The sequence below is a fragment of the Frateuria terrea genome (assembly GCF_900115705.1).
Classification (GTDB): domain Bacteria; phylum Pseudomonadota; class Gammaproteobacteria; order Xanthomonadales; family Rhodanobacteraceae; genus Frateuria_A; species Frateuria_A terrea.
This window is the reverse complement of sequence record NZ_FOXL01000006.1, coordinates 238,169-251,325: the sequence shown is the minus strand read 5'-3', so window position 1 is coordinate 251,325 and position 13,157 is coordinate 238,169. Positions and strand designations below refer to the sequence as shown.

General features: G+C 70.6%; 11 protein-coding genes and 1 pseudogene. All 12 read left to right on the top strand.

Features of this window, described 5'->3' with window-relative positions:
* The first annotated feature begins 49 nt into the window (after positions 1 to 49).
* The 12 genes and pseudogenes from gspF to BMZ38_RS12380 all read left to right on the top strand — a co-directional run bounded on the left by gspF (position 50) and on the right by BMZ38_RS12380 (position 13,100).
* Entirely contained in the window at positions 50 to 1,267 is a 1,218-nt protein-coding gene (gene gspF, locus BMZ38_RS12435) for a type II secretion system inner membrane protein GspF (RefSeq protein ID WP_091338056.1), read from the top strand.
* A 43-nt stretch (positions 1,268 to 1,310) separates the two neighbouring features.
* Positions 1,311 to 1,718 (top strand): type II secretion system major pseudopilin GspG, encoded by a 408-nt coding sequence (gspG, locus tag BMZ38_RS12430; RefSeq protein WP_091338053.1) that lies wholly within the window; start codon positions 1,311 to 1,313, stop codon positions 1,716 to 1,718.
* Positions 1,719 to 1,819: 101 nt separating this feature from the next.
* Positions 1,820 to 2,245 (top strand): annotated as a pseudogene (locus BMZ38_RS12425) (GspH/FimT family pseudopilin); the annotation flags it as partial.
* Positions 2,242 to 2,685 (top strand): type IV pilus modification PilV family protein, encoded by a 444-nt coding sequence (locus tag BMZ38_RS12420; RefSeq protein ID WP_091338046.1) that lies wholly within the window; start codon positions 2,242 to 2,244, stop codon positions 2,683 to 2,685. The pseudogene BMZ38_RS12425 and the gene BMZ38_RS12420, both read left to right, overlap by 4 nt.
* A 71-nt stretch (positions 2,686 to 2,756) precedes the next feature.
* Entirely contained in the window at positions 2,757 to 3,473 is a 717-nt protein-coding gene (locus BMZ38_RS12415; RefSeq protein ID WP_245747273.1) for a prepilin-type N-terminal cleavage/methylation domain-containing protein, read from the top strand.
* Positions 3,470 to 4,321 carry a type II secretion system minor pseudopilin gene (locus tag BMZ38_RS12410; protein ID WP_342707652.1) on the top strand — a complete coding sequence of 284 codons (852 nt, stop codon included), beginning with the start codon at positions 3,470 to 3,472 and terminating at the stop codon, positions 4,319 to 4,321. The genes BMZ38_RS12415 and BMZ38_RS12410 overlap by 4 nt, the downstream gene beginning before the upstream one ends.
* Positions 4,318 to 5,484: a PilN domain-containing protein gene (locus BMZ38_RS12405; protein ID WP_091338042.1), complete on the top strand. Its 1,167-nt coding sequence runs from the start codon at positions 4,318 to 4,320 to the stop codon at positions 5,482 to 5,484. The genes BMZ38_RS12410 and BMZ38_RS12405 overlap by 4 nt, the downstream gene beginning before the upstream one ends.
* On the top strand, positions 5,481 to 6,143 hold the full coding sequence (gspM, locus tag BMZ38_RS12400; RefSeq protein WP_091338039.1) for a type II secretion system protein GspM: 663 nt from the start codon (positions 5,481 to 5,483) through the stop codon (positions 6,141 to 6,143). The genes BMZ38_RS12405 and gspM overlap by 4 nt, the downstream gene beginning before the upstream one ends.
* Complete coding sequence (locus tag BMZ38_RS17800; protein WP_091338035.1) at positions 6,140 to 6,979, top strand: hypothetical protein; 840 nt, start codon at positions 6,140 to 6,142, stop codon at positions 6,977 to 6,979. The genes gspM and BMZ38_RS17800 overlap by 4 nt, the downstream gene beginning before the upstream one ends.
* Before the next feature lie 3 nt (positions 6,980 to 6,982).
* Entirely contained in the window at positions 6,983 to 9,619 is a 2,637-nt protein-coding gene (gspD, locus tag BMZ38_RS12390) for a type II secretion system secretin GspD (RefSeq protein ID WP_091338032.1), read from the top strand.
* Positions 9,620 to 9,763: 144 nt separating this feature from the next.
* Entirely contained in the window at positions 9,764 to 12,316 is a 2,553-nt protein-coding gene (hrpB, locus tag BMZ38_RS12385) for an ATP-dependent helicase HrpB (protein ID WP_091338028.1), read from the top strand.
* Between the two features lie 97 nt (positions 12,317 to 12,413).
* On the top strand, positions 12,414 to 13,100 hold the full coding sequence (locus BMZ38_RS12380) for an ArsR/SmtB family transcription factor (RefSeq protein ID WP_091338025.1): 687 nt from the start codon (positions 12,414 to 12,416) through the stop codon (positions 13,098 to 13,100).
* Positions 13,101 to 13,157: the final 57 nt, after the last annotated feature.

Below are 13,157 nucleotides of genomic sequence, written 5' to 3'. Positions count from 1 at the left end.
AACCCTCTCCCGTCCGGGGAGAGGGAGCCGCGCGCGCGGAGCCTTTGACATGGCGCAGTTCCGCTACCGCGCCATCAGCGCTGCCGGCGAGATGCTGCAGGGCCAGGTCGAGGCCCCTAGCCTGGAGGAGGCGATCGGCCGCCTGCAGGACCAGGGCCATACACCACTGGAGGCTCGCCCCGCCGATGCATTGAGCGAAGGCTCGGCGTTCGCGGCGCTGTTCAAGCGCGGCCCCTTCACCGGTGACCAGCTGGCGCAATTCACCCACCAGCTGGCCACGCTGCTCGGCGCCGGCCAGCCGCTGGACCGCGCACTGGGCATCCTGATGGAGCTGCCCGAGGCCGAGCGCGCCAAGCGGCTGGTCGAGCGCGTGCGCGACCGCGTGCGCGGCGGCACCACGCTGTCGCAGGCGCTGGACGAGGAGCACGGCGTGTTCCCGCGGCTGTACATCTCGCTGGTGCGCGCGGGCGAGGCCGGCGGCTCGCTGGAAGACACCCTGCGCCGCCTGGCCGATTATCTCGAGCGCGCGCAGCTGCTGCGCGGCAGCATCGTCAATGCGCTGATCTACCCGGCCTTCCTGATGGTCGGCGTGCTCGGCTCGCTGGTGCTGCTGCTGGCCTACGTGGTGCCGCAGTTCGTGCCGATCTTCCAGGACATGCAGGTGCCGATCCCGTGGATCACCCGGGTCGTGCTGTTCATCGGGCAGGTGCTGCAAGGGTGGTGGTGGTTGCTGCTGATCGTGCTGGCAGGAGGCGTCGCGGTATGGCGCGCGCGCCTGCGTGACCCGGCGCAGCGCCTGGCCTGGCACGCGAAGCTGCTGACCGTGCGCGTGATCGGGCCGCTGTTGCTGAAGGTGGAGACTGCACGCATCGCCCGTACCCTGGGCACGCTCCTGAAGAACGGCGTGCCGCTGCTAGCCGCGCTGGGCATCGCGCGCCAGGTCACCGGCAACACCGCGCTGGACGATGCGCTTGCCCAGGCCGCCGAGCAGGTCAAGGGCGGCGGGGGCTTGAGCGCCGCGCTGGCGCGTTCACAACGCTTCCCGCGGCTGTCCCTGCAAATGGTGCAGGTGGGCGAGGAGGCCGGACAGCTGGACAGCATGCTGCTGAAGGTCGCCGACACCTTCGACGTCGAATCCAAGCGCGCGATCGACCGCCTGCTGGCCGCGCTGGTGCCGGCGCTGACGATCGTGATGACGGTGCTGGTGGCGATCATCATGGCGGCGATCCTGCTGCCGCTGCTGAGCCTCACGGCAAACATTCAATGATGTGGAGAGTGCGATGAATCCCAAATACCCTCGAAACCGCCCGATGCGCGCCCGCCGCGCCCGCGGCTTCACCTTGCTCGAAATGCTCGCGGTCATCGTGCTGATCGGCATCATCGGCGCGATCGTCGTGCGCCAGGTCGGCAGCAGCGTCGACAAGGGCAAGTACGGCGCGGGCAAGGCGCAGTTGATGACGCTGGGCCAGAAGATCGAGAACTACTCGCTCGACAACGGCTCGCCGCCGGCCAGCCTCGATGCGCTGGTCAAGAAGCCGCCGAACGCGCCGAACTGGCAGGGCCCGTATGCCAAGCCTTCGGACCTGGTCGATCCGTTCGGCCATGCGTTCGGCTACAAGGCGCCGGGCGAGCATGGCAGCTATGACCTGGTGTTCTACGGGCAGGACGGCAAGCCGGGCGGCGACGGCTACAGCAAGGACCTCGGAAACTGGCAATGACACCGGCGACCGGCCTTCGGCAGGCGGCAACCGGCACGGCGCACACGCGCCGGCCTGCTTTTGCGCCTGGCTCCCGATACCGGTCGGCCGGGAGCGCCCGTGGTTTTACCCTGCTCGAAATGCTTGCCGTGATCCTGCTGATCGGCATCGCCGCGGCCGCGGTGGCGGTGTCGGTGAGCCAGGGGCTGGCCAGCGCGCGGGTGCGCGCGGCGAGCGTGGAACTGGCTGCGGCGCTACGCGCCACCCGCGCCCAGGCGATCGTCAGGGGCAAAGAGCAGACCTTCGACCTGGACACCAAAGCCGCCAGTTACCAGGCCGCCGGTGGCAAGGAAATCGCCTTGCCCAAGGGCATGCGCCTGTCCATCACCAGCGCGCGCGAAGACCAGAAGGACAACCATACCGGCCGCATCCGCTTCTTCCCCGACGGCAGCTCCACCGGCGGTCATATCGTGCTCCAGCGCGGGGAGCGCCGCTGGCAGGTCAACGTCGCTTGGCTCACCGGCGCGGTAAGCGTGGTGACCTCATGAAACCTTCCGGGCGCATCCGCGGGCAAGGTTTCACCCTGCTCGAAGTGATCGCGGCCGTATTGCTGCTGGCGATCACCTTCGCCTCGCTGATGCGCGTGGCCGGGAGCTCGCTCGACCTCACTGCGCGTTCGGCCGAACGCACCCAGGCGGCGATGTGGGCACGCAGCCTGCTCGACAGCGCCTTCGTGCTGGAGCCGATCCGTACCGGTCGCAGCAGCGGACGCTTTGACCAGCGCTACAGCTGGCAACTGGACGTGCAGCCGTTCCAGCCGCCGGCCACGGCGGCGGCGGCCGGTCCGCAGCCGGGCGTGCCGGTCTCGCCACTGAAGCTCTATCGGCTCGACCTGGATGTGCTTTGGAAGGGTGCGGGACACGATTACCACGCGCGCTTCAGCACGTTGCGGGTCGGTGGCCCGCAACCGCAGGGGTTAGGGTCGTGAGGATGGGAGGCGGCGAAGCGGGAATCGAGACCCGGCGGGTAGCAGGCCATGCGCTTGCGCGGGGCCGTGGCATGCAGGCGATGCCTTGCGTCGAACCCGCTCGCTCTCGCCACGCGCGGCACGTCCATGGTTTCACGCTGCTCGAGGTGCTCGCCGCGCTCGCCCTGCTGGCGCTGCTGCTGGTCGGCGTTTACTCGGGTATCCGCACCGCTTCGCACAGCGTGCGCGCCGGTACGGCGGCGGTGGAGCGGCTCGACGCGGTGCGCTCGGCGCAGCAGTTCGTGCGCAGCGAACTGGCGCAGGCGATGACCCAGCAACTGGCCAAGAATCCGGACAACGACGAGCCGATCTTCTTCAAGGGCGATGCACGCTCGATGAGCTTCGTCGCGCCCTTGCCCGGCTACCTCGGCAGGCTCGGGCCGCAGGCGCAGACGCTCGAACTGGTGGACAACGGCAAGGGCGGGCAACGGCTGCAGGTGCGCTTCGCCTTGCTGCCGCCCAGCGGCGAGCCGCTGCCGGCCGGTCCACCGCAAGTGCTGTTGGAGGACGTGCGCGAAGGCAGCTTCCAGTACCGCGGGCTGGATGCCCAGGGCCGCGTCGGCGCCTGGCGGGCCGACTGGCCCGGCGGCGATCACCTGCCGCAGCTGGTGCGTATCGACCTGAAATTTCCCGGCGCCGGTTACTGGCCGCAACTGACCGTGCCGCTGCGCGTCGATGCCTCGGCCAACCAGCGCCAGTTTGCCATGCTGGAAAGCGCCGGCCCGCGCATCGCCTGGAGCGGCCCGTGAGCGCGTCCCGCCGTTCCCAGCGTGGCGTCGCGCTGCTGCTGGTGCTGTGGGCCTGCACGCTGCTGGCGATCATGCTCGGTGGCTATGCCATGACCGCGCGCACCGAGGGCCTGCAGGCGCGCTACCAGTTCGCCCAGACGCAGGCGCACTACGCCGCCGAGGCCGGCCTGTCGCGCGCGATCTACGGTTTGCAGGACCCGCGCTTGCAGGAGCGCTGGCTGGCCGATGGGCGGCCGTACACGTTCCGCTTCGACGGCTTCACGGTGCACGTCAGCGCAGTCGACGAAGGCGGCAAGGTGGACTTGAACAGCGCCTCGCCGCTGGTGCTGCAGGGCCTGTTCCGCGCAGCCGGACTGCGCCCGGACGCGGCGCAGAGGATGGCCGCCGCGGTGGTCGACTGGCGCGATTTCAACGTGAGCCGGCAGGTGGGCCTGGATGTCTATGCGGCCAATGGCTACAAGCCCCGCCACGCGCCGTTTCTGAGCATCGAGGAACTGCAGCAGGTGGCTGGCATGACGCCGGACCTGTACCGCCGGATCGCGGGCGTCATCACCATCTGGTCCGGCCGCGAAAGCCCCGATCCGAACACCGCCCAGCCGCTGGCGCTGGCGTCGATTCCCGGCATGACGCCGGAGCGCGCCGCCCAGGTGCTGGCCGCGCGCAGGAACACCCGGCCCGGCGTGGCGGGCCTGTTCGCCGGCAATGGAGTGACGCATAGTATTCGTTCGGAGGCCACGATGGCCGACGGCACGCGCGCCGTGCTGCGCGCCACCGTGCGCCTGCAGGGCGTTCGTCCGGGTGCGCAGCCGTACGCGGTCTTGCACTGGCGGGAGGGTGACCGCGAATGACCAACGCAACGCAATCGCTGCGGCCGCAGCTGGACCGCGCCCACCGCGCCTGGCGCGCCTCGCCGCTACCGCGCTTCTTCGCCTGGTGGGGCGGCGAACTGGGGGCGATGCTGCCCGCCTCGTGGGGCCGGCTGTTCGGCGGCGGCGCGCAGTGGTACCTGCTGCAGCGCATCGACCAGCGCTGGGAGCTGCGCCGCTCGGGTGAAACCGAGGTGTGCGCGCAATGGCCGCGCGGCACCGAGGCGGCGATCGAACAGGCTGCCCTGTCCGCGGCGATCCGCGAGGTCGACCGCGAGGACCTGCGCCTGGCGCTGCTGCTGCCGGCCGCGGCCGTGCTGCGACGGCGCCTGCTGCTGCCGCAACAGGCGGCAGACAACCTGCAGCAGGTCGGTGCCTTCGAGATGGACCGGCAGACACCTTTCCGCGCCGAGCAGGTCTACTACGCGGTGGTCGAACAGCAGGCACCGGCGCCCGCCGGCCGCTTCTTCGCCGAACTGGTGGCGGTGCCGCGCGACACACTCGACCCGCTGCTGACCGAGCTGGAAAGCGCCGGCATCCGGGTCGACGCGGTGGACGTAGCCGAAGGCGCCGGCCGGCTGGGCGTGAACCTGCTGCCGCCGGCGCGGGTGCCGCACCGCGCGCACCCGCGCCAGCGGCTCAACCTGGCGCTGGCCGCCGCCGCCGTGCTGCTGCTGGTGCTGGCGCTGGCGCAATGGCTGGCCAACCGCGAGCAGGCGCTCGCCGCGATGCAGGTACAGGTGCAGGACATGCAGGCCGAGGCGCAGCAGGTCGCCGCGTTGCGCCAGGAGCTGCAGGACAACGCCGGCGCGGCCAGCTTCCTGGTCCGCCGCAAGCAGAACCGCGTGACCATGCTCGACCTGCTGCTCGACCTCACCCGCCGGATGCCGCAGAGCGCCTGGCTGGAACGGCTGAGCGTGGACCCCAGCGGGCAGGTCGGCTTCCAGGGCCAGGCGCCGCAGGCAGCGGCGCTCATCGACGCACTGAAGGATTCGAAGATCGTGCGCGACCCCAACTTCCAGGGCAGCATCCAGCCCGACCCGGCTACCGGCAAGGAGCGGTTCTACATGGTCGCGCAGCTGCGCCAGGCCGGCGGCAGCGCACAGGCGGCGCCGGCCAGTTCCAGCGCGGGGGAGCAGCCATGAGGCAGCTCGCGCTCAAGCCACGCGACAGCCGCATCGCCGCCGTGCTGCTGCTGTTGCTGGCGCTGGTGCTGGTCTATTTCGTACTGATCCATTGGTGGTTCGTCGCGCCTCTGCGCACCGTGCATGCGCAGATGGCCGACTTGCGCGACACGCAAAGCCGCTATGCCGCAGCGATCGCCGAGAAGCCCGCGCTCGAGAAGCGCATCGCCGAGCTGGGCGCCGGCCAGGCCGCCAGCGCCGCGTTCCTGCCCGAGGCCGATCCCAATGCCGCCTCGGCCGGGTTGATGCAGCGGGTGGTCGACGCGGTGGGTGCGCACACCGCCGGCGGCAGCTGCGCGGTGACCCAGAAGATGCCGCTACCCAACCCACCGGACGACGACAATAGTCCCTACCGCAAGGCGGCGGTCAGCATCAGCCTGCGCTGCGACATGGAGCCGCTGGTGGCGGTGCTCAACGCGCTGGAGCAGGGCACGCCGTACCTGTTCGTCGACGACCTGAGCATCTACCGCAACCCGGTCGCCGCACAGCAGGGCAACCAGCCGGTGCTGGAAGTGCAGTTCACCCTGTCCGGCTACGTGCGCCCGGCTCGCGGGCCGGCCGGTGCCGCGCCATCGGCGGCGGCAAGCATGGAAAACGCCGACCAAGGGGACCAGCCATGAACGCGGCCTCGCAGCGCCGGCTCACCGCGCCGCTCGCCGCAGCGGTGCTGTTGCTGGGCCTGTTGTTCCTGTCGTTCCTGGCTGGCATCGGCCGCGGCGTGCACTGGGCGACGCCGCGCAAGCCGGCGCCGCTGCCGGCGCAGCACGCCGCCACGCTGCCGCCGCCGGTGCCGCTGGAGCATTTTGCGCCGGTCTGGCAGCAGCCGCTGTTCAATCCCGACCGCAAGCCCGTGGCGCATGCAGCCAGCGGAGGGGGCCAGTTGGGCGACATGCAGCTGACCGGCATCATCCTTACCCCGACGTTGCGCATGGCGTTGCTGCACAACAAGCGCGAGGGCGACAAGACGCAGGAACTGCGCGTGAAAGAAGGCGCCAGCCTGCCCGACGGCAGCTGGACGCTGGTCGAGGTGCGACCGCGCTCGGCGGTGTTCGACTCGACCAGCGGCCGCGTCGAGCTGCAATTGCCGGTCGGTGCGCCGATCGACCAGATACCGGGCAAACCCGGCGCAGGCGCCGCCCCGGCGGGAGCCTCGTCGATACCCAACGAACTGCCGGGCGAGGACGAGCCTCACCACCTGCTGCCGCCGGGCGAGAACGGACAGGATGACACCCAGCCGCAGGACCAGCCAGCCCCGTCCGAAAGCAGTGGTGACGGTGGGGAGGGCAACGAACCCCCGAGCGGTGGCGGCGCCATTTCGGCGCTGCGCGGCGGTCCGGCCCGCATGGAGATGAACAACGAGGACCGCCAGGCCGAACGCCTGCGCCAGCTCAAGGCCGCCATCGAAAAACGCCGCGCCGAACAGGCGGCCGCGAAGGCAAACGAAGGAGATCGCTGAACCATGTTCCCCAACGCCCTGCACCGTCTGTCCCGGATCGGCGCGATAGCGCTGACGGTCTGGCTTGTCGGCTGCTCCAGCATGCCGCAGCCGCGCGACGACTACGCGCTGCAGCGCGAGGCCGTGGCCGGCACCGAGAAGCCCGCGCCGGCGCCGCTGCCGCTCAACAACAACGTCGGCCCGGCCGAGCAGGCCAACCCGCAGCCGCAGGTCAACAGCGGCACCGGCCAGTTCATCCACCCGCAGCCGCTGGCCCGCCCGCGGCCGCCGGCGCATGGCGAGGGCGCGGTCACGTTCAACTTCGAGAACCAGCCGGTGCAGGCGGTGGTCAAGGCGATCCTCGGCGACTTCCTGAAGAAGAACTACACCATCGTGCCGGGCGTGCAGGGCAACATTTCCTTCTCCACCTCCGAGCCGATCGAGGCCAGCCAGGCGCTGCCGGTGCTGGAGACGCTGCTGTCCTGGACCGGCAACGCGCTCGTGCGCCAGGGCAACAGCTACGTGGTGATGCCCTCCAAGAACGCAGTCGCCGGCAGCATCTCGCCCAGCCTCGGCGCGGTGGCGCCGCAGGGCGGCATGCAGGCGCGGCTGTTTCCGCTGCACTACATCTCCGCGGTGCAGATGCAGAAGCTGATCAAGCCATTCGCGCGGCCCGACGCAATCCTGCTGGCCGACCCGGCGCGCAACGTGCTGGTGCTCGCCGGCTCGCCTCAGGAACTGGACAACTACGCGCGTACCATCCGCACCTTCGACGTCGACTGGCTCAAGGGCATGTCGGTGGGCGTGTTCAGCCTGGAGCGCGCCAACGTCACCGAGCTGATGCCCAAGCTCGATGCGATCTTCGGCAAGCAGGGCGACAGTCCGCTAGCCGGCATGCTCCGCTTCATCCCGATCGAGCGCACCAACGCGCTGGTGGTGATCAGCACCCAGCCGGATTACCTGCAGGAAGTGGGCGACTGGATCGCGCGCATCGACCGTGGCGGCGGCAACGAGCCGCAGTTGTATGTCTACGACGTGCGCAACATCAAGGCCTCGGAGCTGGCCCGCTACCTTGCGCAGATCTATGCCAACGCGTCGGCCAACAGCGGCGGCAACGGCGGCGCGGTGGGTCCGGGCCTCAACTCGGGCACGCTTGGCAATGCCGACAACGCCAACGGTACCGCGATGGGCAGCACCGCTGGCAGCTTCGGCAACAACGGCAGCTTTGCCAGCGGCGCGGGCGCCTTCAAGGGCGGCAACGACACCGGCACCGGGATGGACAACAGCGGCGGCCAGCTCGGCAGCAACGGCAGCGGGTTCGGCAATGGCAATGGTGGCTTGAACAACAGCGCCGGCACCAGCGGCGGCTTCGGCAACGGCAGCGGCCTGGCCAACGCCACCAGTGCCGCAAACGACCAGCAGTACAGCTCTCCCGACGGCTCGATCAAGATTTCCTCGGTCGATGCCAACAACCAGTTGCTGGTGCGTGCGCGACCCTCGCAATGGGCCGAGATCCAAAGCGCGATCAAGCGCCTGGACAACGTGCCGTTGCAGGTGCAGATCGAGACGCGCATCCTCGAGGTGCAGCTCACCGGCGCGTTCCAGTTCGGCGTGCAGTGGTACCTGGAAGGACTGGTCGGAGGCACGCCCAACAGCAGCGGCGGGATCACCCCGGGCCAGCCGGGCAACGAGCAGCAGTGGGCGCTGGGCAAGGGCGGCATGACCTACAACCCGAGCGGCGACTCGTTCTTCTACTCCTTTCTCAACAACAACCTGCAGGTCGCGCTGCACGCGCAGGAGACCAACGGCAACGTCAAGACGCTCTCGGCGCCTTCCCTGGTGGTGTTGAACAACCAGGTGGCCCACATCCAGGCGGGTGACGAGATCCCGGTCAACCAGACCTTCTTCACCACCGGGCTGGGCACCAACACGGACAACAACCCGACCACGGTCGGGCAGGTGCAGTACATCAGCACCGGCGTGATCCTGGACGTGCAGCCGCGCATCAATCCGGGCGGCCTGGTCTACCTCAACATCAAGCAGCAGGTCAGCGTCCCGGGCACCAAGGACACCAACGGCAACTACACCATCCAGCAGCGCGAGATCGCCACCCAGGTCGGCGTGCAGAGCGGCCAGACGGTGCTGCTTGGCGGGCTGATCCGGCAGGACGAGGGCAGCACCGACACCGGCATTCCGGGCCTCAATCGCATTCCGCTGATCGGCCGCCTGTTCGGCAGCACGGACCGCCATCGCAACCGCTCCGAACTGATCGTGCTGATCACCCCGCGCGTGATCGGTTCCAGCGACGACGCCAAGCGCGTCACCGACGAGTACCAGGCCAAGTTCGAGTCGCTCGCGCCGCTGCGTGCCGAGCGCGCGAAGGAGGCGCCGGAACCCGCCGCTTCGCCGACAGACGTGCCGCTGCCGACGCCGCCGGCCACGCCCGAAGAGCTCAACCAGCAGGCCGAGGCCGCGCTCAAGCGCACCGACTACGCCGCCGCGCAGCGCCTGGCGCTGGAGTCCTGGCGCAACGGCCAGCAACACGGACAGCTGTGCGCGCGCAACTGGCAGATCGTCGCCAGCGTGCGCACGCACCTGGGCGATACCGAGGGCGTGGACACGGCGCGCAAGTGGGTGGCGCAGTGCATGGCGGGAAAGTGAGTCGCCCGGCGGGACGATCTTCATCCGCGTGAGGGCACTTCCCCGAACGGGAAGGCTCGTCGCTTGAGTCGGGCGCGACCTTCCCCACGCGATGGGGCAGGTCCGCGCTGGGACGGGTGAGCTCAGCGCTTATCATCGGCGCCAATGAAACAGGCCGATTTCCCGATTTCCGCGTTGCTCCCGGAGTTGCGCGCCGCGCTCGACGCGCACCCGCGGCTGGTGCTCGAAGCCCCGCCGGGTGCCGGCAAGACCACCCAGGTGCCACCGGCGCTGCTCGATGCGCCCTGGCTCGCCGGCCGGCGGATCGTGATGCTGGAGCCACGCCGCATCGCCGCGCGCGCCGCGGCGCAGTTCATGGCGGCGCAGCGCGGCGAGGAGGTGGGCCAGACCGTCGGCTACCGCATCCGCTTCGAATCCAGGGTAAGCGCCGCCACGCGCATCGAGGTGGTCACCGAGGGCATCCTCACCCGACTGATCCAGGACGACCCCGAGCTGTCCGGCGTCGGCGCGATCCTGTTCGACGAATTCCACGAGCGCCACCTGGCGGGCGACCTCGGCCTGGTCCTCGCGCTGGACGTGCAGGCCACCTTGCGGCCGGACCTGCGCCTGCTGGTGATGTCCGCCACGCTCGACGGCGAACGCATCGCACGCTGGCTGGACGCGCCGCGCCTGTCGAGCCCGGGGCGCAGCTTTCCCGTGCGCATCGATTACCCGCCCGCGCGCGCGCAGGAGACGCCCGAACACCACCTCGCCCGCGTCGCCCGCCAGGCGCTGGAAGAAAACCAGGGCGACGTGCTGGTGTTCCTGCCCGGCCGCCGCGAGATCGCACGCGCGCACGCACTGCTCGAAAAGGCACTCCCCTCTCCCGCCGGGAGCGCGGACGAACTGGAGATCGTCCCCCTGCACGGCGAGCTCTCGCTGGCCGAGCAGCAGGCGGCCCTGGCACCGGCGGAACCAGGCACGCGCCGTCTGGTACTGGCGACCAACGTCGCCGAATCCAGCGTGACCCTGCCGGGCATCCGCGCGGTGATCGATGCGGGTCTCGCACGCGAGCCGCGGTTCGATCCCAACTCGGGCTTCTCGCGGCTGGAGACGGTGTCGATCTCGCAGGCCTCGGCCGACCAGCGCGCCGGCCGTGCCGGCCGCGTCGCCGAAGGTGCCGCCTACCGACTGTGGCCGCAGAGCCGTCGGCTGGAGGCCGCGCGCACGCCGGAGATCGCCCAGGCCGAACTCTCCGGGCTGGCGCTGGAGCTGGCCGCCTGGGGCGTCACCGCCGGCAGTGACGACACGCTGCGCTGGCTCGACCCGCCGCCCTCCGGCGCCCTGGCACAGGCACGCCAACTGCTCGTCGCGCTCGGCGCGCTCGACAAGGACGGCCGCATCACGCCGCTGGGGCGGCGCCTGCTGGCGCTCGGCGCGGCACCGAGACTGGCCGCAGCGGCCTTGCGCGCACCGATGGAACTGCGTCCGCTCGCCGCCGACCTGCTTGCCCTCGTCGAAGCGCGTTCGCCGCTGCGCGGCGAGTTGGCGGGCAACGACGATTTCCGGGCGCGCGTGGATGCCCTGCACGCCTGGCGCGACCGGCGGGTTTCCGCCCCGGGCTCGTCGAGGAACGCCGGCATGCGTGGCTTCGACGGCGGCGCGATGGCGGCGATCGAGCAGGCTTCCAAGGGGTGGCGTAGACGCCTGGATGTCCGCACGGCTGCCAGCGGCGTGCCCGACAGCCACGCCATCGGTGACCTGCTGCTGCACGCCTGGCCCGACCGCATCGCCCGCCGTGATGATGCCAACCCACGCCGCTACACGCTCGCCAACGGCCGCGGCGCCATGCTGCACGAGGCCAGCGCACTGCTCGGCGAACCCTGGCTGGTGGTCCTCGACCTTCGGCTGGAGGCGCGCGACAGCCTGGTCCTGGCGGCTGCACCGTTCGATCCGCGCCGGCTCGAGGACGACTTCCCGCAGCACTTCCGGCGCGAGCGCACGCTCGGCTGGAACGCGGCGCGTGGCGCCGTCGAGGCGTATGAGGAACAGCGCTTCGGCGCGATCGTGCTGGAGCGGCGCAGCGTACCGGTCCATCCGGGGGATGCCTTGCCCGCGCTGCTGACCGCTGTCCGCAGCCGCGGCCTCGAGGCATTGCCCTGGAGCGACGCCGCGCGTCGCCTGCGCGCGCGCATGCAGGCGCTGGCAGGCTGGATGCCCGAACTGGGCCTGCCCGACGTGTCCGACGCGACGCTGCTCGCCTCGCTGGAGGACTGGCTCGGGCCCTACCTGGAGGGCAAGCGCAAGCTCGACGCGCTTGGCGCCGACGAGCTCTCGCAAGCCCTGGCCACGCTGTTCGACTACGAGCAACGCCGTCAGCTCGACCAATACGCCCCCGAAAGCCTCACCGTGCCCAGTGACCAGGTACGCAGGCTCGAATACGCGCCGGGCGGGCCGCCCGTGCTGGCGGTGAAGCTGCAGGAGCTGTTCGGCCTGGCAGATACCCCGCGCGTGGCCGGCGGCCGCGTGCCGGTCACGCTGCACCTACTGTCGCCTGCGGGCCGGCCGATCCAGGTCACGCAGGACCTGAAGGGCTTCTGGGAACGCACCTACCCGGAAGTGAAGAAGGAATTGAAGGGTCGCTACCCGCGCCATCCATGGCCCGACGATCCCTGGTCGGCTGCGCCCACGCACCGGGCCAAGCCACGGGGGACGTAACGCCTGGGCAAGACGATCCTGCGAAGAAAGCGCAGGTCTCCCGCACCTTTCGTCGGCTGCCAAAGCGTATGCCGGACGCCGGCACTAGACTCCGGCCATGCCCCACGACTCGCTCACTCCACACCAGTTGGCCGAATTCGGCGCGTTGCTTGCCGAACCGGCACGTGCGGCGATGCTGCTCGCGCTGGTCGATGGCACCGCACGCCCGGCCGGCGAACTGGCGCAGGCTGCCGGTGTCGGTGCGCCCACCGCCAGTGCGCACCTGAAACGGTTGCTCGAAGGCGGCTTGCTCGCGGTGCAGGTGCAGGGGCGCCACCGCTACTACCGCCTGGCCGGCGATGAGGTGGCCGGCTGGCTGGAAGCGCTCGCCCTGCCGCGCAAGCCGGTCGCGCCAGCCACCGGAGACGTCGCCTTGCGCCGCGCGCGCAGCTGCTACCGCCATCTTGCCGGCCAGCTCGGAGTGGCTTTGTGCGCGGGGCTGCTCGAGCGCGGCCACCTGGGAACGATCAGCGAAGGCCTGGTGTTGTACCCGGCGGGCGCCGAGGCGCTGGCCGAGGCAGGCCTGGACGCGCAGGCCGCTGCGCGCCTGCCCGGCTTGCGCGGGCGCGGCTGCCTGGACTGGACCGAGCGCCGCCTGCACGTGGGCGGCCCACTCGGCGTGGCGCTCACCGGCGCCTTGCTCGATGCGGGCTGGCTACGCCGTGCGTCGCGCGGCCGTGCCTTGCTGCCCAGCGCGGAAGGGCTGCGCCGGTTCGGCTTGCTGGGAGTGCGATTGCCCGGCTGACCGGCTGTACGGGATGCGGCCCTTCTCCGGGGCAGGCAGAGCGGGTAGAGCACACCC

Excerpts from the sequence above, each read along its gene's own strand:
- gspF (WP_091338056.1), top strand. The coding sequence starts at position 50 with ATGGCGCAGTTCCGCTACCGCGCCATCAGCGCTGCCGGCGAGATGCTG.
- gspG (WP_091338053.1), top strand. The coding sequence starts at position 1,311 with ATGCGCGCCCGCCGCGCCCGCGGCTTCACCTTGCTCGAAATGCTCGCG.
- BMZ38_RS12420 (WP_091338046.1), top strand. The coding sequence starts at position 2,242 with ATGAAACCTTCCGGGCGCATCCGCGGGCAAGGTTTCACCCTGCTCGAA.
- BMZ38_RS12415 (WP_245747273.1), top strand. The coding sequence starts at position 2,757 with ATGCAGGCGATGCCTTGCGTCGAACCCGCTCGCTCTCGCCACGCGCGG.
- BMZ38_RS12405 (WP_091338042.1), top strand. The coding sequence starts at position 4,318 with ATGACCAACGCAACGCAATCGCTGCGGCCGCAGCTGGACCGCGCCCAC.
- gspM (WP_091338039.1), top strand. The coding sequence starts at position 5,481 with ATGAGGCAGCTCGCGCTCAAGCCACGCGACAGCCGCATCGCCGCCGTG.
- BMZ38_RS17800 (WP_091338035.1), top strand. The coding sequence starts at position 6,140 with ATGAACGCGGCCTCGCAGCGCCGGCTCACCGCGCCGCTCGCCGCAGCG.
- gspD (WP_091338032.1), top strand. The coding sequence starts at position 6,983 with ATGTTCCCCAACGCCCTGCACCGTCTGTCCCGGATCGGCGCGATAGCG.
- hrpB (WP_091338028.1), top strand. The coding sequence starts at position 9,764 with ATGAAACAGGCCGATTTCCCGATTTCCGCGTTGCTCCCGGAGTTGCGC.
- BMZ38_RS12380 (WP_091338025.1), top strand. The coding sequence starts at position 12,414 with ATGCCCCACGACTCGCTCACTCCACACCAGTTGGCCGAATTCGGCGCG.